General features: G+C 46.1%; 13 protein-coding genes. 9 read left to right on the top strand and 4 right to left on the bottom strand.

Annotated features, from left to right (window positions below; all coding sequences use genetic code 11):
* Complete coding sequence (gene queC / locus CLV27_RS07820; RefSeq protein WP_132527541.1) at positions 1-708, bottom strand: 7-cyano-7-deazaguanine synthase QueC; 708 nt, start codon at positions 706-708, stop codon at positions 1-3.
* A gap of 85 nt (positions 709-793) precedes the next feature.
* Between queC and CLV27_RS07815 the strand changes: the two genes are divergently transcribed.
* From CLV27_RS07815 to ppdK, 3 genes are read left to right on the top strand one after another with little or no spacing between them, the layout of a single operon-like run.
* Positions 794-1,663: a glycine--tRNA ligase subunit alpha gene (locus CLV27_RS07815; protein WP_132527539.1), complete on the top strand. Its 870-nt coding sequence runs from the start codon at positions 794-796 to the stop codon at positions 1,661-1,663.
* Positions 1,638-3,710: a glycine--tRNA ligase subunit beta gene (gene glyS, locus CLV27_RS07810; protein WP_132527537.1), complete on the top strand. Its 2,073-nt coding sequence runs from the start codon at positions 1,638-1,640 to the stop codon at positions 3,708-3,710. Before CLV27_RS07815 ends, glyS begins: the two co-directional genes overlap by 26 nt.
* Positions 3,711-3,723: 13 nt before the next feature.
* Entirely contained in the window at positions 3,724-6,414 is a 2,691-nt protein-coding gene (ppdK, locus tag CLV27_RS07805) for a pyruvate, phosphate dikinase (protein WP_132527535.1), read from the top strand.
* 370 nt (positions 6,415-6,784) lie between these two features.
* Here the strand turns inward: ppdK and CLV27_RS07800 are convergent, their stop codons facing one another.
* The 3 genes from CLV27_RS07800 to CLV27_RS07790 are packed head-to-tail and all read right to left on the bottom strand — an operon-like array spanning position 6,785 to position 12,310.
* Positions 6,785-9,868: an efflux RND transporter permease subunit gene (locus CLV27_RS07800; RefSeq protein WP_132527533.1), complete on the bottom strand. Its 3,084-nt coding sequence runs from the start codon at positions 9,866-9,868 to the stop codon at positions 6,785-6,787.
* On the bottom strand, positions 9,861-11,039 hold the full coding sequence (locus tag CLV27_RS07795) for an efflux RND transporter periplasmic adaptor subunit (protein WP_132527531.1): 1,179 nt from the start codon (positions 11,037-11,039) through the stop codon (positions 9,861-9,863). Before CLV27_RS07795 ends, CLV27_RS07800 begins: the two co-directional genes overlap by 8 nt.
* Entirely contained in the window at positions 11,036-12,310 is a 1,275-nt protein-coding gene (locus CLV27_RS07790; protein WP_132527529.1) for a TolC family protein, read from the bottom strand. The genes CLV27_RS07795 and CLV27_RS07790 overlap by 4 nt, the downstream gene beginning before the upstream one ends.
* 273 nt (positions 12,311-12,583) lie before the next feature.
* Here CLV27_RS07790 and guaA point away from each other — a divergent pair, with 273 nt between their 5' ends.
* The 6 genes from guaA (at position 12,584) to CLV27_RS07760 (ending at position 18,474) form a co-directional block, all read left to right on the top strand.
* Complete coding sequence (gene guaA, locus CLV27_RS07785) at positions 12,584-14,137, top strand: glutamine-hydrolyzing GMP synthase (RefSeq protein WP_165863713.1); 1,554 nt, start codon at positions 12,584-12,586, stop codon at positions 14,135-14,137.
* 4 nt (positions 14,138-14,141) lie between these two features.
* Positions 14,142-15,047, top strand: a complete 906-nt coding sequence (gene nadA, locus CLV27_RS07780; protein WP_132527527.1) for a quinolinate synthase NadA — start codon at positions 14,142-14,144, stop codon at positions 15,045-15,047.
* Positions 15,048-15,057: 10 nt separating this feature from the next.
* Positions 15,058-15,507, top strand: coding sequence for a hypothetical protein (locus CLV27_RS07775; RefSeq protein ID WP_132527525.1), 450 nt, complete (start codon positions 15,058-15,060; stop codon positions 15,505-15,507).
* 110 nt (positions 15,508-15,617) lie between these two features.
* A complete protein-coding gene (locus tag CLV27_RS07770) occupies positions 15,618-16,034 on the top strand; it encodes an NIL domain-containing protein (protein ID WP_132527523.1) in 417 nt (138 codons plus the stop codon).
* A 10-nt stretch (positions 16,035-16,044) separates the two neighbouring features.
* Positions 16,045-16,473, top strand: a complete 429-nt coding sequence (locus tag CLV27_RS07765; protein WP_132527521.1) for an arsenate reductase ArsC — start codon at positions 16,045-16,047, stop codon at positions 16,471-16,473.
* Between the two features lie 27 nt (positions 16,474-16,500).
* Positions 16,501-18,474: a hydantoinase/oxoprolinase family protein gene (locus CLV27_RS07760; RefSeq protein WP_132527519.1), complete on the top strand. Its 1,974-nt coding sequence runs from the start codon at positions 16,501-16,503 to the stop codon at positions 18,472-18,474.
* Positions 18,475-18,476 lie beyond the last annotated feature (2 nt).

Genomic DNA, 18,476 nt, shown 5'->3' with positions numbered 1-18,476 from the left:
CTACTCTACTATCTTCCCCTCTCTTTTCAGCCTCTCAATCAGGTGGTCTGTAACTCCGACTTCTGCCCAACCTTTTGCCCTTAGAACGCAACTATCGCACTTCATACAGGGAACTTCACTTCCCCTGTAGCACGAAAGGGAATAGGAGTAGTCTGCCCCAAGCTCAAGTCCGAGCTTTATTATTTCTCCCTTAGTAAGGTAAAGTAACGGAGCGTGAATCTGCCACTTTCTTCCCTCGGCTCCGAGCTTTGTTCCCCTGTTAAGGGTCTCCTCCATAGCCCTTAAGAACTCCGGGCGACAGTCCGGATAACCGCTGTAGTCAACGGCGTTCCACCCTCCAACAAGGTGTGTAGTTCCAAGGCTTTCTGCGTAAGCCGCCGCAATTGAGATAAACACGCCGTTCCTAAAAGGAACGTAGGTTACAGGGATTCCCCTCTCCTTTATCTCCTCAACGCTCTTTGTTTCGGGAACTTCTATGCTTTTATCGGTAAGGGCTGAAGCTCCTACCTTAGAAAGGTCAACCTCAAAGAGGAGGTGTTCTTTTACCTTAGCGTTCTTTGCAGTTATCTTTGCCATTTCAACTTCTAAGGAGTGCCTTTGACCGTAGTAAAATGTTATGGCGTAAACCTCGTCAAACTCCCTCTTTGCCCAGTAGAGGGCCGTTGTGGAGTCAAGACCACCTGAGAAGATAACTACGGCAGAAGTCATCTTTCCCCTCCGAAAGAATTTGACTGAAATTTATTATCAAACTAAAATTACGCAGGCAGAACACTTCTTGTAAGGGAGAACTACCTTGACCTTTCAGGAGATAATTTTCACGTTACAGGAGTACTGGGCTTCAAAGGGATGTATTATAGCTTCTCCCTACGATGTTGAACAGGGTGCAGGAACGATGCACCCGTTTACCTTCCTGAAAGTCCTCGGAAAAGAGCCTTGGAACGTTGCCTACGTTCAGCCCTGCAGGCGTCCTGCCGACGGCCGTTACGGTGAAAACCCCAACAGACTCCAGCACTACTTCCAGTTTCAGGTAATCTTAAAGCCGTCACCAGAAAACTCTCAGGAACTTTACTTGGGTAGCCTTGAAGCCCTCGGGATAAAGTTAAATGAGCACGACATCCGCTTTGTTGAGGACGACTGGGAGTCCCCGACACTTGGAGCTTGGGGACTTGGCTGGGAAGTCTGGCTTGACGGTATGGAGATAACTCAATTTACCTACTTCCAGCAGGCCGGCGGGATAACCCTTGACCCCGTTTCTGTTGAGATTACCTACGGCCTTGAAAGAATTGCGATGTACATTCAAGGGGTTGACAGCGTTTACGATATAGAGTGGACAGAAGGGGTCAAGTACGGGGATTTATACAAGGAAAACGAAAGGGAGTGGTCAACTTACAACTTTGAGAAGGCAGATACCGAAATGCTCTTTTCTCTCTTTAACATGTACGAAAAAGAGTCTGAAAGGCTCGTTGAGGAGGGGCTTGTTTTACCGGCCTACGACTACTGTCTCAAGTGTTCCCACGTCTTTAACCTTCTTGACGCCCGCGGAGCTATCTCTGTAGCCGAAAGGGCTGCCTTTATAGCAAGGGTTAGAAGACTCGCCTCTAAGTGCGCCAAAAAGTACCTTGAAAAAGAGGGTAGAGGTGAAGACGCAAAACTTTCTTCTTGAAATAGGCTGTGAAGAACTTCCAGCATCTTTTATTAAACCTGCACTTTCCTTCCTTAAAGAGAAGATTCAGGAAAAGCTCTCTTCTGCATACATTCCTCCTTCCGGCGTAGAAACCTACGGAACGCCAAGAAGGCTTATAGTTATCGCCTACGACGTTCCTGAGGTTCAGCCAAATAGGGAAGAGCTCATAGTTGGGCCATCTGTAAGGGCTGCCTTTGACGAAAATGGCAACCCAACAAAGGCCGCCCTCGGATTTGCAAGGTCAAGGGGCGTTAGTGTAGAGGAGCTCATCAGGGTAGAGAATCCTCCCGGAAGGAAAGGGGAGTACGTTGCCGTCAGGAGAACAGTAAAGGGTAAGCCGGCAGTTCAGATTCTCTCTCAAGTTTTGCCGGAGCTCATCCTCTCAATTCCCTTTAAAAAGAGTATGCGCTGGGGAACTAAAAAAGTTCGCTTTGGTAGACCTATCCGCTGGATAGCAGCCGTTTACGGTGAAGAGGTTGTGCCCTTTGAGGTGGACGGCATTAAAAGTGGAAAAACTTCTTTCGGCCATAGATTCCTCTCCCCTGAACCTTTTGAAATAGAAAACGTAAACTCCTTTATTGATGAGCTTGAGAGCCGTTTTGTTGTTGCTAGTTTAGAGAAGAGGAAGGCAATTATCCTTGATACGGCAAGGAAGTTGGCAGAAGAGGCAGGTGGGGAGCTCTTAGCCGACGAGGAGCTCCTTGAAGAAGTTGTAAACCTCGTTGAGTACCCCTATCCGATACGTGGCTCTTTCAGCGAGGAGTTCCTACAGCTTCCAAAAGAAGTTCCCATCGTCGTTATGAAGGACCATCAAAAGTTCTTCTCAGTCGTTGACGGTGAAGGTAAGTTAAAGAACTACTTCATTGGCGTTGCAAATATAAAGCCCGTAGATGAGGATATTATCCGTAGAGGGTATGAAAAAGTCCTAAGGGCAAGGCTATCAGACGCCCTCTTCTTCTTTAACGAGGACAGGAAGAAGAAACTTGAAGAGAGAGTCCCTGCCTTAAAGGGTATCGTCTTCCACGAAAAACTCGGAACGATGCTTGATAAAACCGAAAGGATTAAAGAGCTCTCTCCTTTCGTTTCAGAAAAGCTCGGCTTTGATGAAAATGAAAAAGTAAAAAGGGCAGCAGAGCTTGCAAAAACCGACCTCTTAACAGAGATGGTTAACGAGTTCCCAGAACTTCAGGGAACTATGGGTAAGTACTATGCCCTCCTTGACGGAGAGGAGGAAGAGGTAGCCCTTGCAATAGAGGAACACTACTTCCCGAGGTTTTCAGGCGATAAGGTTGCAGAAACTAAAGCGGGAATCTCCTTAGCGATTGCCGAAAAGGTTGACAACTTAGTTGGCTTCTTCGGCGTCGGAATAAAGCCAACAGGCTCTGCAGACCCGTTTTCTTTGAGGAGAAACGCCCTCGGTATAATCCAGACTCTCGTTTTAAATAAACTCTCCTTAGGTCTTTCTCAGATTCTTGAGAAGGCAGAAAACCTCTACAGGGAGCTTGGGATAGACGTTTCAGAGGGAACGTCTCAGGAAGTCCTCTCATTCATCAAGGAAAGGTTAAGGGTCTTCCTCAGAGAGAAGGGACACAGGCCAGACACGATTGAGGCCGTTCTTCCTGTAACCGACGACATCTACGACATCCTTTTAAGGGCTGAGGCGATAGACGACCTGAGGAATTCTGAGGAGTTTGACGACGTTCTCATAACGATGAGAAGGGTTATAAACATCATTCCCGAAGGCTTTATTAAGATAGAGCACCTTGAGCCTGAAGGTGAGTACGAGACTAACCTCTTTAATAGCTTCAGTGAAAAGAGGGAAGAGCTCCAAAAGCTCATATCCTCTGGAGATTACAGGGGAGCTCTCCTCCTTATAAAGGAGCTAAAACCGGCAGTTGATGCCTTCTTTGACAACGTTATGGTTATGGACAAGGACGAAAACGTAAGAAATAGAAGGCTTAGCCTTCTTAAAACCATAGCCGACGAGTTACTCAAACTCGCAGACTTCTCAAAAATTGGACTTTAAAGGGGGGCACGGCATGTCCGGCAAAAAGATGGTTTACTACTTTGGCGGTGGAAAGGCCGAAGGTAGAGCAGATATGAAACTTCTCTTAGGTGGTAAAGGAGCTAACCTTGCCGAAATGACCAACCTCGGTCTTCCAGTTCCTCCGGGTATAACCATAACAACAGAGGTTTGTAGGGAGTACTACGCCCTTGGAAAGCAGTTCCCAGAAGGTATGTGGGAGCAGGTTCTTGAAGGGCTCAAGAAGATTGAAGATGAAATGGGCAAAAAGTTCGGCGATAAGGAAAATCCACTCCTTGTTTCTGTTAGGTCTGGAGCTCCAGTCTCCATGCCCGGAATGATGGACACAATCCTAAACCTCGGACTCAACGACGAAACCGTTGAGGGACTTGCAAAGTCAACCGGAAATGAAAGGTTTGCTTGGGACTCTTACAGGCGTTTCATCCAGATGTTCGGAAACGTTGTAATGGGAATTCCCCACGACAAGTTTGAGCACATCTTGGAGGAGAAAAAGAGGGAGGTCGGAGCAAAGCAGGACGTAGACCTAACGGCAGAAGACCTAAAGGATATTGTAGAAAAGTATAAAGAGCTCGTCAAGAAGGAAACCGGTAAGGACTTTCCTCAAGACCCCTACGAACAGCTCCGTATGGCCATAAGGGCTGTATTTGACTCATGGAACAACCCAAGGGCTATAAAGTACCGCGAAATTCACAACATCCCAGAAGACTACGGAACGGCCGTAAACATCGTTGCAATGGTCTTTGGAAACATGGGAGACACCTCCGGAACTGGCGTTGCCTTCACGAGAAACCCATCAACGGGAGAGAACGAGTTCTACGGTGAATACCTCAAGAACGCTCAGGGTGAGGACGTCGTTGCCGGAATCAGAACTCCACAGCCCCTTACAAAGTCTCAGAAAACCTCCGAAGGCCAGACTTCCTTAGAGGAGGAGTTTCCCGAGGTTTACAAACAGCTCTTAGAGGTAAGGGAGATACTTGAAAAGCACTATAGAGACATGCAGGACATTGAGTTCACCATAGAGAACGGCCGTCTCTGGATGCTCCAAACAAGGGCAGGAAAGAGGACGGCGAGGGCTGCTGTAAAGATTGCCGTTGATATGGTTAAGGAAGGTCTCATTACAAAAGAAGAAGCCATTATGAGGGTTGACCCCCTCCTCATCAACCAGCTCCTCCACCCAATGATTGACGAGGAGGACAGGAAGAGGGCAATTGCAGAGGGGAGGCTCATTGCAAAAGGTCTTCCTGCAGCTCCCGGAGCAGTTTCCGGAAAAGTTGTATTTAACGCTGACGACGCCGTAGAGCTTGCCGAAAAGGGCGAAAAAGTAATCCTCGTAAGGCACGAAACTTCCCCTGAGGACATCCACGGAATGCACGCAGCCGAGGGTATCCTCACCGCCCGCGGTGGAATGACATCCCACGCTGCCGTTGTTGCAAGGGGAATGGGTAAGACCTGTATCGCTGGAGCTGAGTCCATCCAGATTGACTACGACAAGAAGGAGTTCCGCGTTGGCGACGTTGTCGTCAAGGAAGGTGAGGTTATAACCATAGACGGCTCTACGGGAGAAATCTTCCACGGTGAGGTGAAGACAATCCCTGCCCACATATCCGGAGAGTTTGAAGAGCTTATGAAGTGGGCAGATGAGATAAGGGATATGCAGGTCAGGGTTAACGCCGATACTCCAGAGGACGCAAGACAGGGTAGAGAGTTCGGAGCAGAGGGTATCGGACTCTGTAGAACGGAGCACATGTTCTTTAAGGAAGAGAGAATCCCCGTTGTTCGTGAGATGATTCTTGCTAAAACACCTGAGGAGAGGAAGAGAGCTCTTGAAAAGCTCCTTCCAATGCAGAGGGCTGACTTCATTGCAATCTTTGAGGCTATGAACGGCCTTCCCGTAAACATCAGACTCCTTGACCCACCACTCCACGAGTTCCTCCCAAGAACAGAGGAGGAGTTTGAGAGAACGGCCAAGGAGATGGGGCTTCCGGTTGAAGAGGTTAAGAAGAGGGCTGAAGAGCTCCAAGAAGTCAACCCTATGCTCGGTCTTAGGGGTTCAAGGCTTGGAATCGTTTACCCTGAGATATACGAGATGCAGGTAAGAGCTATCCTTGAAGCTGCCTGCCACTGCAAGAAGAACGGTATAGAAGTATTCCCCGAGATAATGCTTCCACTCATTGCAGACGACAAAGAGCTTGCGGAACTCAAAAAGCTCATAGACAAGGTTGCTGCAGAAGTATTCCTTGAGACCGGCGTAGAAGTTCCTTACCAAGTTGGAACGATGGTTGAAATTCCCCGTGCAGCTCTAATTGCAGACAAGCTCGCCCGTTACGCCGAGTATTTCTCTTTCGGTACAAACGACCTTACACAGATGGCCTTTGGACTTTCAAGGGACGATGCCGGCAAGTTCATAGGAGAGTACATAGAGCGTGGAATTCTTGAAGGAGACCCATTTGTCCACATAGATGAAAGCGGTGTTGGAGAGCTCATAAGGATAGCCATAGAGAAAGGTAACAAGGTAAGGGAAGGCATTAAGACCGGTATATGTGGAGAGCACGGAGGAGACCCTCGCTCCATAGACTTCTTCCAGAAAGTTGGCGTTAAGTACATAAGCCCATCTCCGTTCAGAGTTCCAATAGCAAGACTTGCCGCCGCTCAGGCCAAGATAAAGCAAAAGAGGGGAGAGCTCTAATCCCGGGGGCTTCTGCCCCCTTTTTCCTATTTGACTTTACTTAGGGACATAAAGAATATTACAACACACTTTGTCTAAAAATATTTTCAACTTTTTAAAATCATTTCAAGACAAGCCTTTGAGGAAAGCTATTTTTCATATTTTCCCTTTCCTTTAACAAAAAAGGATAAAAAGGGGATAAAATCAGAATTAAGGAATTACAAGCAGTAGAACGAAACTCAAATTTCGGAGGAAGAAATGACAGAGAATACCGTAGCAACTGTCATCGCTAATGTAGTCTTTATTGCAATGTGCGTTAAGTTAATTCAGGAACTACGAAAGTTTTTAGAAGAATAGAGATAGTTGTCCGCGGTTAACCTTATATTTTACTTTAGCGACTTATATTATCTTCTAGGGAAACAAAAATTGGAACAAATACAAGTGTCATAAACGTTCCTATTATTAGACCGCCGATTGCTACAACGGCTAAGGGGGCAAGTCTTTCAAGTCCTAAGGCTAAACCGAGGGCAATAGGGAGCATTCCGGCGGATGTTCCAAAGGCCGTCATTAGGACGGGACGGGTTCTTACCCTTATACTGCCGAGTATTGCCTCTTTTGTTGTTTTTCCACTTTCTTTTGCTTCCTTTATGAAGTCTATAAGGAGAATGGAGTTTTTAACGATTATTCCGGCAAGGAGAATCATTCCCATAAAAGAGGGCATGCATTGGGGTTTGTGTGTAATGAGCATTGAGAAGGCAGCACCAATAAGGGCTAAGGGAATTGCTGCAATGATTGAAATTGGATAAGAGAAGGAGGAAAAGGCCGGAACTAATGAGAAGTAGAGGAGAATAACGCCTATCGCAAGGGCGCGAATGAGCCTCTTAAAGCTTTCGTTCATCTCCTTTATTTCTCCCTCGTGGGAGATTTTGTAGCCTGAGGGGAGCTCCACCCCCTCCTCTAACTTGTTCACCTGCATTTGTAGGAAGGTAACCGGAACTTTTGCCCTGTAACCTTCAACGTCTAAAACGTTCATGAGGTCTTTACGGGTAATTACGTTCTGTGTCTTTTTAGTGCTAACTTTCGCAAAGTAGGAAAGGGGAATTAAGCCTTTTTCTGTTGGAATCGGGATGTTCTTGAGCTTTTCTACTGAGTCCCTTTCGCTATCTGGCAGAACGACGCGGATAGAAATTCCGTTTTCCATCGGAACGACAAAAGAGGAGGCATTAATACCTCTTAGGAAACCGCCGACGTATTCGGCAATCTTGAGGGGAGTAAGTCCAAAGGAGAGAGCTCTATTCTCGTCTATCTCTAAAAGGAGCTCCTCCTTGTCCATATACCAGCCCCTTGATGTGGAGGTGATGCCTTTAACCTTTTGAAGCAGAGAGAGGAGCTTGTTGCCGAGAGTGTCAAGAACTTCCGGGTCTTTTCCGTAGATTACCTCGTTTATCGTTGCCTTTATTGATGAAAGGGGAGTCGCCCCAAATTCCATCACGTTAACGTATCTAAGTCCGGGAATTTTGCTGAAAGCTTCCCTGAGTTTTTCCTCTATCTCCCATATCGTCTCTTTCCTGTGGAAACGGTCTATAAACTGAACGGTCATCTCTATCTGCTGGGGCAGTTTGCCACTTCCAAAGGAGAGAACTCCCGGCTCTGAACCGATTACAGAGGACACCCTGATAACTCCCGGCATTGAATAAATAATTTTTTCCATCTCATTCAGTATCTCTTCCGTCTTCTCCAAGGAAGAGTTTGCGTCTGTCTCTGCCCTAACAATTACTACTCCTGTGTCCATAGGGGGCATGAGGTCTCTTCCGAGAACCGGGACAACGTTTTTCATCGTAACGGCAAAGAGGGCAAAACCGCAGATGACAAAGAGGACTTTTAAAAGTGGCCTATCAAGGAGAGGTTCTACTAAGGCAACGTAGAAGTTCCTTATCCTATTGACGATTGCCTCTACAAACCAGCTGTAAATTTTCTGTTCAAGGAGGTTTTTATCCGGAACTTTCTTTAAGAGGCGTGGAGCGAGGATAGGAATAACGGTGACGGCGACGAAGTATGAAACGACGAGAGCGATTATGAGGGTAAGGGCTAACGGTGCTAAGATTTTCTGAACGTAGCCTCCGATAAAGACAATTGGAAGGAGCATAACGATAGTTGTGTAAGTTCCACTTAAAACTGCGGCCATTACCTCCCTTGTTCCCTCAACGGTAGCTCTCCAGATGTCCTTTTTAAGCTCAAAGTAGTGCCTTTCTATGTTCTCAAGGATAACGACGGCGTCGTCTGTCAGCATACCGAGGGCTAATATCACTGCCGTAAGGGTTACAATGTTGAAGTTAAAGCCAAAGAGCCACATTAACCCTACGGTTATTAGGTAGGTAATAGGGATTGAGAAAAATGAAACAAGGAGCATCCTTACGTTTGCAAGGAAAAGGAATATAACAAGGAGGGTCATAATAATGGCGTCCCTTAGAGCCTCAACCATGTTCTTGTTTGAGAGCTTTATCAGCCACTCTTCCGTGTAGGGAATCTGAAACTCAAGCTGTGGATACTCTTTTTTCAGTTCCGGGAGGAACTTCATTACAGACTCTATTGCAGGGAGCTCGTAGCCTGACGGGGAGCGAAGGATTGATATTCCAATGGCAGGCTTTCCGTTTCCGTGGTAGGCAGAAAGCCTCTCTTTATATCCCCACTTAACTTCTGCTACGTCTTTTAAGCGAATGTTTGGCTTTACGTAGATGTTCTCAAGCTCTTCTATCCTTTTTGCCTCATCCTCCAGCTTTAAAACTACAAGACCTTCCTTGTTTATTACCATTCCGACGGGAAAGTTGCTGTTCTGCTCCTTAAGAGCTCTCACGAGCTCCTGCAGGGTTACCCCGTACTTTGCCATCTTTAAGTAGTCGGGGTGTATCCTGATTTCCCTCTTATAACCTCCAAAGACTTCAACGTCTGAAACGTGGGGGAGGGATAGGAGCTTGTCCTTTATCTCGTTCTCTGCAAGCTCCCTTACCTGAGCCATTGAGAGGTGACTGCCCGGCTTTGGAGAGACAGAGATAATCATTACAGGTCTTGTGGCGTCTGTAACTTTGTAAACCTGAGGGGGGAGAATGTCCTTTGGAAGTTGGGGAAGAATCTTTGAGAGCTCGTTGGATACGTCTGTTGCAGCTGAGTCTATGCTCTTTTCATACTCAAACTCAACGGTTACAACGGAAACTTCATCTTTCGTTACAGACCTTACTTCCCTAACAAGTTCAAGGGTTTTCATCCTTTGCTCAATAGGACGGGTAACGTGGGAGGCGATGTCGCTTGCAGAAGCTCCCGGCTCAACTGTTACTACTGCAACCTGAGGCCTGTTTGCGTCGGGGAAGAACTTGCGGGGGATTTCCTTAAAACCGATAATTCCTATAACGCAGAAGAGGAATAGAAACGCAAGAACGCTGTGGGGCTTTTTGACGTACCACTCTATTACTCTATTCATTGATGACCTCCACAGGTAGAACAACTCCTCTCCTGTAAACTTCAAGGAGCTTACTCTCCCTTCCAGTTACAACTTTCGTGCCGACGGGAATGTCGGAGGAGATGAGAGCTCTCCCCTCAACCACCTTCAAAACTTTTACATTTACCGGCTTTACTCTGTTTCCGTTCTCAATTGCAAGGACGTAGTCGCCGTCCTTAAGGTGTAGGATGGAGCTGACGGGGACAATTTTTCCTCTGAAACTCCTTCCATTTACTTCGGCTATAACCCTTTCTCCTGCCTTAAAGTTTCCACCTTCAACCTTTACCTCTAAAACGTAGAGGGAGTTCTCTGTAGCCGGATAGACTTTCACAACCTTTCCGACCGATAGGCCGTTTAACTTAACCGGACTTCCGACAGGTATCTCCTTTGCCTCTTCTGGGGGGACGTTTAAGAGAACCCTCATCCCAAACTGAGGGTAAATCACCTTCATTAACGGCTTTCCGGGGAGTGCCGTATCTCCCTCGTGGACAAATAACCCTGATACTACGCCGTCTTGAGGAGCTCTTATCTCTGTGTACTTAAGCCTTGATAACAGGGCTTCTCTTCTTTCCTTTAGGGCTTCTTTTTTAAGTTCCGTTTCCTCTATCTTTGCCTTTAAGGACTTAACCTTTGACTCTGCCAGAGCTAATCTGTTTTCTGCCTCTTCAAGTGAAACTTTTGGAACTGCACCCTTTTCGTAGAGGAACTTTTCCCTCTCATAGTTTTCCTTTGCGTTCTTTAAGAGGACTTTTGAAGATGTGAGCTCTGCCCTTAGTGCCGAAAGTGCCTTCTCGCTTGCCTCTATCTCCCTTTCAAGAGCTCCTATCTCCTTCCTTATCTCTGAGTCGTCAATTTTTAGAAGGAGCTCTCCCTTTTTAAAGGATTCTCCTTCTGACTTGTAAACCCGTAGGACTGTTCCTGAGATTTTTGTTGATATACTTGCGTCCCTGTAGGGCTTTACAGTTCCGACGTATTTAAAGGTTTTCCTTAACTCTCCTTCACTGACAACCGAGTAGTTAACCGGTATGGGGTAGGTTTTTGGAGGTGGAGTCTTTGCCATTTCAAGTTTTCTCTTCTTTACTGCCTTAACCCCTACGATTACGCTGACTACAAGAATCAGTCCAAAGATTATCCAAGCCCTTTTGCTTTTCATTTTTCCTCCAGGAGAGCTCTGATTCTTCTCCTTGCAATCTCCCACCTGTAGTAGGCCTCTTTTAGCTCAGCCTCTGTTAAAAACCTTTCAGACTTTGCAAGGAGGAGGTGGTTAATATCCCCTTTGCCACTTTTGTACTTTAGCTCCTCTATCCTCTCAACCTCTTCAGCAAGTTTTAGCTTCTCCTTAAGAGCTCCTATCTTTGACTGAATCGCCCTTAAGTCTGAAAGGCTTTCAGAGAGCTCTTTCTTTAGCTTTAACTTCTCCGTCTCAAGCTCCTTTATCCTTGCAAGTTTTTGAAGTTTTGCACTTAGAACGCTTAACCTCTTCCTCCCGAACTCAAAGACCGGGTAGGAAAGGGTAACGCCTGCGTAGCCGTAGCCCTCGTTCTCTGAGGAGTTAAACCCGTAGTTTCTGGTGTAAAAAATTTCGGCCTTAACTTTCAGGCCAAACTTTCCTTCCTCAATCTCCTTCTCCCTCTCGGATACCCTTACTTCCTTTTCCTTTGCCTTTAAGAGGCTGTTGTTTTTGACGAGCTTTCTGTATAGCTCGTTTAAGGAGAGTTCCACCGGAGCGTAGGAGACTTCATAGGCTTCAACGGTTTCCACCTCTTTACCGATGAGGATTTCAAGAGCAGTCTTTAAAGACTCTTTTTTAGCCCTAACCTCGTCTATCCTTGCCTCTGTGCTCTTTATCTGGGAAGTCACCTTTAAAAGGTCAACCTTTGCAAACTTTCCTGCAGAGATTCCGGCCTCAATGCTCTCTTTTAGCCTCTCAAGGCTTTTCCTGTAGTCTTTGAGAGCTCTCTCCACCTCATCAAGGGCAAGATAGCTTAAAAAGACGGAGTCCACGTTGAACTTAAGTTGCCACTTTGTAGACTCTTTAAGGTTTTCAAGAATTTCAGACCTTAGCTTTAGTACCTTTACCTGTCTTGCCGTATTTCCTCCGAGGTATAGAGGAATGGAGTAGTCTATTCCCCAAGAGAGCTTGTCCCTGTCAAAGGGAGGCCGGTTTAAGGGCAACGGAATAGAGGACATTGGGACTAAGAGGTACTCCTTATCAAAGTGGCGAAGGTCTAAAATGAGGTTAACCTCTCCAAGGCGGAAGAGTTTCGTAGAGAGAGCTCTTTTCTTTAAACCTTCCGATTTAAGGCTGAGGGCTTCAAGCTGTGGGTAGTTTTTAACTGCGAGCTCCTCTGCCTCTTTTAGTGTAATGGCCTTTGCAGAACTAAAGAGAAAAAAAAGGACTACAGCGAGAGTGGATAGTTTCACCGTTCCCTCCTGAAAGTTTAATTTTCTTATTGCTCCTACCTTCTGACATTGATTTTTGTCAACTGTGTTGGCCTTTGTTGTGCTTATTTATCTTTCCTTTGAAATAGGAGGTTTCTCGCATATTTTTCCTGTAAAATACCTTCAACCTTTTCAAGGGAAACTTTATGGATGCTAAGCTTCTACAGCTGATAGCGGTGTTTACAGTAGGGCTTGTAGGCTCTTTGGTTTTCCTCTACTTTGTCCTGAAGAAACTTTAATTGGTAGGAGATTTCCATGGTGAGGGACATTCACGAGAGTAAAGTTCTAATTCTGGACTTTGGCTCACAGTACACACAGCTCATAGCCAGAAGGCTAAGGGAAAAGAATATATACTGTGAGATACACCCCTTTAACACTTCCATTGAAAATATAAAGGAGTTCAACCCAAAGGGAATAATCCTTTCTGGAGGCCCTGCAAGCGTTTATGAGGAGGGAGCTCCCAAGGTAAGCAAAGAAATCTTTGAGCTTGGCGTTCCGGTTCTCGGAATTTGCTACGGAATGCAGCTTATAACCCACCTCTTTGGGGGCAAGGTAGTAAGGGCTGAAAAGCACGAGTACGGAAGGGCAGAGTTACAAGTTCTTGATTCTTCAGACCTCTTTAAAGGGCTTCCAGAAAAGTTTGTCGTCTGGATGAGCCACGCCGACAGAGTCCTTGAAGTCCCAGAAGGTTTTGAGCCCATAGCAAAAACGGAAAATGCTCCTTTTGCAGCTGTAAGACACAAGGAAAAACCAATTTACGGCGTCCAGTTCCACCCAGAGGTAAAGCACTCCCAGTTTGGAGATAAGGTTCTTGAGAACTTTGCAAAGGTAATCTGTGGCTGTGAGCCTTTATGGACTATGGAAAACTTCATTGAGTACGAAGTAGAGAAGATAAGGGAAACCGTTGGCGATAAAAACGTTATATGTGCCCTCTCCGGTGGTGTTGATTCTTCAGTCGTTGCTGCCCTCCTTCACAGGGCAATAGGAGACCAGCTGTACCCAATCTTCGTTGACACTGGTCTTTTAAGGAAAGGAGAGAGGGAGTCCGTTGAGAGGACATTCAAAGAAAAGTTCAACATGAAAAACTTTAGGGTTGTAGATGCAAGTGACCTCTTCCTTGAGAGACTAAAGGGTGTTGTTGACCCCGAGAAAAAGAGAAAGATAATTGGCCATACCTTCATTGAGGTCTTTGAAAAGGCTGCAAAAGAAATACCAAATGCCGAGTTCTTAGCACAGGGGACTCTCTACCCCGACGTTATTGAGAGCGTTTCAGTTAAAGGGCCTTCCGCCACTATCAAGTCCCACCACAACGTAGGGGGACTACCCGAAAAGCTCAACTTTAAGCTGATTGAGCCACTTAGGGAGCTCTTTAAGGACGAGGTAAGGGAACTCGGAAGACAGCTTGGACTTCCTGAGGAAATCATAAAGAGACAGCCATTCCCCGGCCCCGGACTTGCCATTAGAATCATCGGGGAGGTAAAGTCTGAGTACTTAAGGATTTTAAGGGACGCCGACGCCATAGTCCTTGAAGAGATAAAGAAGGCAGGCCTCTACGATAAAATTTGGCAGTCCTTTGCAGTTTTCCTTCCCATACAGACGGTTGGTGTTATGGGAGATGAGAGAACTTACGACTACGTTATTGCAATAAGAGCTGTTGAAAGTGTAGACGGAATGACGGCCGACTGGGTTAAGCTTCCCTACGAGCTCTTAGAGAGGATATCAAATAGGATAATAAACGAGGTAGAAGGCGTAAACAGGGTGGTTTACGACATCACCTCAAAACCTCCGGGAACAATTGAGTGGGAGTAGGATAATGGAGAAAGTGCTGGAGAGGATAAAGGAGCTTAAAGAGTCCAAGAACGCTGTTATCTTGGCTCACTACTACGTTGACGGTGCAATACAGGACGTAGCCGACTTTGTAGGGGACTCCTTAGAGCTTGCAAGGAAGGCAAGGGAAGTAGACTGCGATATCATCGTCCTCTGTGGCGTTTACTTTATGGCCGAAACGGCAAAGATTCTTAACCCAGAGAGGAAGGTTCTCATTCCCTACTACAAGGCCGGATGCCTCATGGCAGACATGGCCATTGCAGAAGAAATTAAGGAGTTTAAGGAGAAGAACCCAGACTACGTTGTTGTTACCTACGTAAACAGCTCTGCCGACGTTAAGGCCGTTTCAGATATCTGCTGTACCTCTGCAAATGCCGTTAAGGTTATTGAGGCCGTTGAGTCGGATAAGATTCTCTTCGTTCCCGATAAAAACCTTGGAAGTTATATAGCAGAGAAGGTAAAAGGGAAGGAGATTAAACTCTGGGACGGGTACTGTCCCGTTCACCAGAAGTTAACGCCTGAAGAGGCAGAACGTAGAAAGAAGGAAAATCCGGACGCTGTCTTTGTAGCTCATCCAGAGTGTAGGAAAGAAGTCAGGGATATGGCCGACTTTGTCGGTAGCACGTCAAAAATCGTTAAGTTCGTTAAAGAGACAACTGCCAAAAAGGTAATAGTTGGAACTGAAAGGGGGATAATTCACCAGCTTAAAAAGGTGCGTCCGGACGTTGAGTTTATCCCGGCTTACAGTGAGTTTACCTGCGACCAGATGAAGATGATAACCGTTGAGAGACTTCTCAAGTGTTTAGAAACTGAACAGTTTGAGATAACTGTTCCCGAAGAAGTTGCCGACAAAGCACGCACAGCAATAGAGAGAATGCTTGAAGTAAGTTAAAGGGGAAAAAATGAAAGAGTTCAGGGTTAAGCAGGATTTGGCCTTTGTTGTGATTCCTCTCGTTCTTAACCTCATAGTTTTTGTTGGAGCTCTCTTCATAGACAGCTTCTTCAAGTGGATACTTATTGCCCTTTCCTTAGGTTTTGCAGGGGTTGTCCTCTGGCAGTCAAGGCCAATCTACAGGAACTATCAGCTCCTTTTAACCCCTAAGGAGATTAAGGTTCTGAACTTAAAAGGAGAAGTCGTTAGAAGGTTGGATTGGAAAAAGGTAGAAGCTGCAGCTGCAGGCTATAAAAAGACGTGGAAAATCTACTCCTACAGTTTCTTCTTTAGAGTTAAGAAGGACGAGGACTTACTCTTTGCCCTCATCTCCAGAGAGGAAGGTCTGGCAGGAAAGTTCCAGAACTTTGTAAAGGTCTTTGTTAGGAGAAGGATTCCTGTCCAGATAGTTAAAAGTTAAGCAGGAAGTTTGCAATATCCCTCCTTTGAAGTTACTTTATATAGTTACGATGAGCCAGGAGCTCTGGAGGTTCTCATACCTTGAGCAAATAAACCTAAGGAGTGGATAGATTGAAAGAGACTTCCACAAGGCTCGTTCTGCACTTCCCGAAGGAGACGTGGGATAAGCCGGTAATCTACAAGCTCGTCAAAGACTACGACCTGATAGTAAACATACTCAGGGCAGAGATACTCCCCCGTATGGAAGGTTCTGCCGTTATTGAGCTGAGGGGAGACAGGAAGAAGCTCGGAGACGCCATCAGGTTCTTAAGAAGTCTCAAAATAAAGGTAAAGCCCTTAGAGCTTGATATTTTCAGGGAAGACGAAAAGTGTGTTCACTGTGGCGCTTGTATAGCCCCCTGTCCGACAAACGCCTTTTACTTAGACAAGAAAACCTTTAGAGTTGAATTTGATAAGGATAAGTGTGTCGGCTGTGGCCACTGCATACCTGCCTGCCCCTTAAGAATCATATACTCTGCCGAGTTTTAAGGTAGTAAAGTTGGGAAAGTCGTTAAAGGTCGGATTCATCTGCACGGGAAACTCAGCCAGAAGCCAAATGGCAGAAGGTTTTGCCCGTTACTACGCCGATAAGTTTGGTAAAAAGGTAGAGGTCTTCTCTGCAGGCTCAAACCCTTCCGGTTACGTTCACCCGTTGGCAGTAAAGGTAATGGAAGAAAGGGGCATAGACATCAGCCACCAGAAGTCAAAGTCCTTAGAGGATATCCCCTTTGACTTCCTTAACGTTGTGGTTACCCTCTGTGGCGACGCTGCCGAAAGCTGTCCTGTGGTTGACGGAGCAAAAGTTATCCACTGGGGACTACCAGACCCTGCAAAGGTTCAAGGAGAAAAAGAAGAAAGGCTAAAGGCTTTTCGGGTAGTGAGAGACGAGATAGAAGAGAAAGTTAAGAATTTGCTGGAACAACTGTAAAGTTCACTAAGCCCTGAGGAGTCCGGTATGGTTATAATCGGCGTTGATACTGGAGGAACGTTTACAGATTTCGTCTATAAGAAGGGAAAGGAGTGGGGAGTCTTAAAGGTTCTTTCAACCCCGGATAATCCGGCAAGGGCAGTCCTTAAAGGATTAAAGATAATAGCCGGTGAAGAGGAGAAAAACATCGTTCACGGAACGACCGTTGCAACAAACGCCGTCCTTGAGAAGAAAGGAGCTAAAACGGCCTTTGTAACAAACAAGGGCTTTGAGGATATTCTCATCATAGGCAGGCAGAACAGGGAGGAGCTCTACAACCTCCACTACAGGAAAAGACCTCCTCTCGTTCCTTCAGAGCTCTCCTTCGGACTTAACTGCAGGGTTTCGGCTAAAGGGGAGATAGTTCAGGAGCTTGAGTTAGAGGAAGTTGAAAAACTTTCAGAAGAGCTAAAGGAAAAGGGCGTAGAGTCTGTTGCCGTTTCATTTCTCTTTTCCTTCTTAAATCCAGAGCACGAAGAGTTAGTAGAGAAAGTCTTAAAAGAGAAGGGCTTTTTCGTTTCTATCTCAAGCAGAATAGTTCCAGAATTCAGGGAATATGAAAGGGCTTCTACAACGGTCATAAACGCCTTTGTCATGCCAAAAATGAAAAGTTACGTTTCTTTCTTAAAAGAAAACCTCGGGAAAAAAGACAAGTTCCGGATAATGCAGTCAAACGGTGGGGTTATCTCTGCCGAAACGGTAATGGAACAGCCGGTTAGAACTATTCTCTCTGGGCCTGCCGGCGGCGTGGCTGGGGCGTGGAAGATAGGAAAACTTGCAGGGTATGAAAAGCTCATAACCTTTGATATGGGAGGAACGTCAACCGACGTTTCACTCATAGACGGTAGGCCGATAGTTACGACTGAGGCAAAAATAGAAGGCTATCCCATAAAAGTTCCCGTAATAGACATTCACACCGTTGGAGCTGGTGGAGGTTCAATAGCGAGGGTTGACGCAGGCGGAGCTCTCACCGTTGGCCCTGAAAGCGCCGGAGCTGACCCCGGTCCGATATGCTACGACAGGGGAGGAGACAGAATAACGATAACCGACGCTAACCTCTTCCTCGGACGCCTCATTCCTCACCGCTTCCTTGGCGGTAAGATGAAACTGAACGATAAGAAGCTCCTTCCCTTCTTTGAGGAAATGGCAAGGAAGCTAAAGCTTACACCGCTGGAGCTTGCAGAAGGTATTCTGGAAGTAGCAAACACAAAAATGGAAAAAGCTATAAGGGCTATCTCTATTGAAAGGGGATACGACCCGAAGGACTTTTCCCTCTTTTCCTTTGGAGGAGCTGGAGGGCTCCACGCTGCATACTTAGCAGCACTCCTTGGAATTCCAAGGGTAATTGTTCCTTCCAATCCCGGAACTCTCTCAGCCCTCGGAATGGTTCTTTCAGACATAGTAAGGGACTACTCCCTCACAGTCATGCTCTCCGGAAAAGCCTTTAAAAAGGAGAATCTTGAGAAGTTCTTTAAAGTCCTTGAAGAAAAAGCCAGAGAAGAACTAAACGTAGAAGGAATTCCGGAAGAAAAACAGAAGTTAGAAAGATACGTTGACCTACGTTACAAGGGACAGTCATTTGAAATTACAGTCCCCTTTAGCGATAACTTTGTGGAAACTTTCCACAGGGAGCACGAAAGGCTCTACGGTTACGCCCACAGGGGTAGACCAATAGAACTTGTAAACGTGAGGGTAAGAGCGATAGGAGAAACGGAAAAGCCTGAAATTAAGAGGGCTGAGACCTTCTCAGAGAGGATACCGGAGGGAGCTCTCCTTGAAGTCAAAAAAGTCCACTTTGAAGGAAGGTGGCTTGACACCCCCGTTTACGACAGAGAAAAACTCCTTCCCGGTAACAGGATAGACGGAGCTGCAATAATCGTTGAGTACAGCTCTACCGTAGTTATCCCTCCCTTTGCTAAGGCCTTCGTTGATGAGTTTAGGAACTTGGTGATTGAGGTTTAGAA

Source organism: Phorcysia thermohydrogeniphila, from assembly GCF_004339575.1.
GTDB lineage: Bacteria > Aquificota > Aquificia > Desulfurobacteriales > Desulfurobacteriaceae > Phorcysia > Phorcysia thermohydrogeniphila.
Note: the sequence above shows the minus strand (reverse complement) of the source record. Positions and strands in the feature narration are given on the sequence as shown.

Coding starts and splice junctions, on each gene's coding strand:
- CLV27_RS07800 (WP_132527533.1), bottom strand. CDS start 9,868: ATGAATAGAGTAATAGAGTGGTACGTCAAAAAGCCCCACAGCGTTCTT.
- CLV27_RS07775 (WP_132527525.1), top strand. CDS start 15,058: ATGAAAGAGTTCAGGGTTAAGCAGGATTTGGCCTTTGTTGTGATTCCT.
- nadA (WP_132527527.1), top strand. CDS start 14,142: ATGGAGAAAGTGCTGGAGAGGATAAAGGAGCTTAAAGAGTCCAAGAAC.
- ppdK (WP_132527535.1), top strand. CDS start 3,724: ATGTCCGGCAAAAAGATGGTTTACTACTTTGGCGGTGGAAAGGCCGAA.
- queC (WP_132527541.1), bottom strand. CDS start 708: ATGACTTCTGCCGTAGTTATCTTCTCAGGTGGTCTTGACTCCACAACG.
- CLV27_RS07795 (WP_132527531.1), bottom strand. CDS start 11,039: ATGAAAAGCAAAAGGGCTTGGATAATCTTTGGACTGATTCTTGTAGTC.
- guaA (WP_165863713.1), top strand. CDS start 12,584: ATGGTGAGGGACATTCACGAGAGTAAAGTTCTAATTCTGGACTTTGGC.
- CLV27_RS07760 (WP_132527519.1), top strand. CDS start 16,501: ATGGTTATAATCGGCGTTGATACTGGAGGAACGTTTACAGATTTCGTC.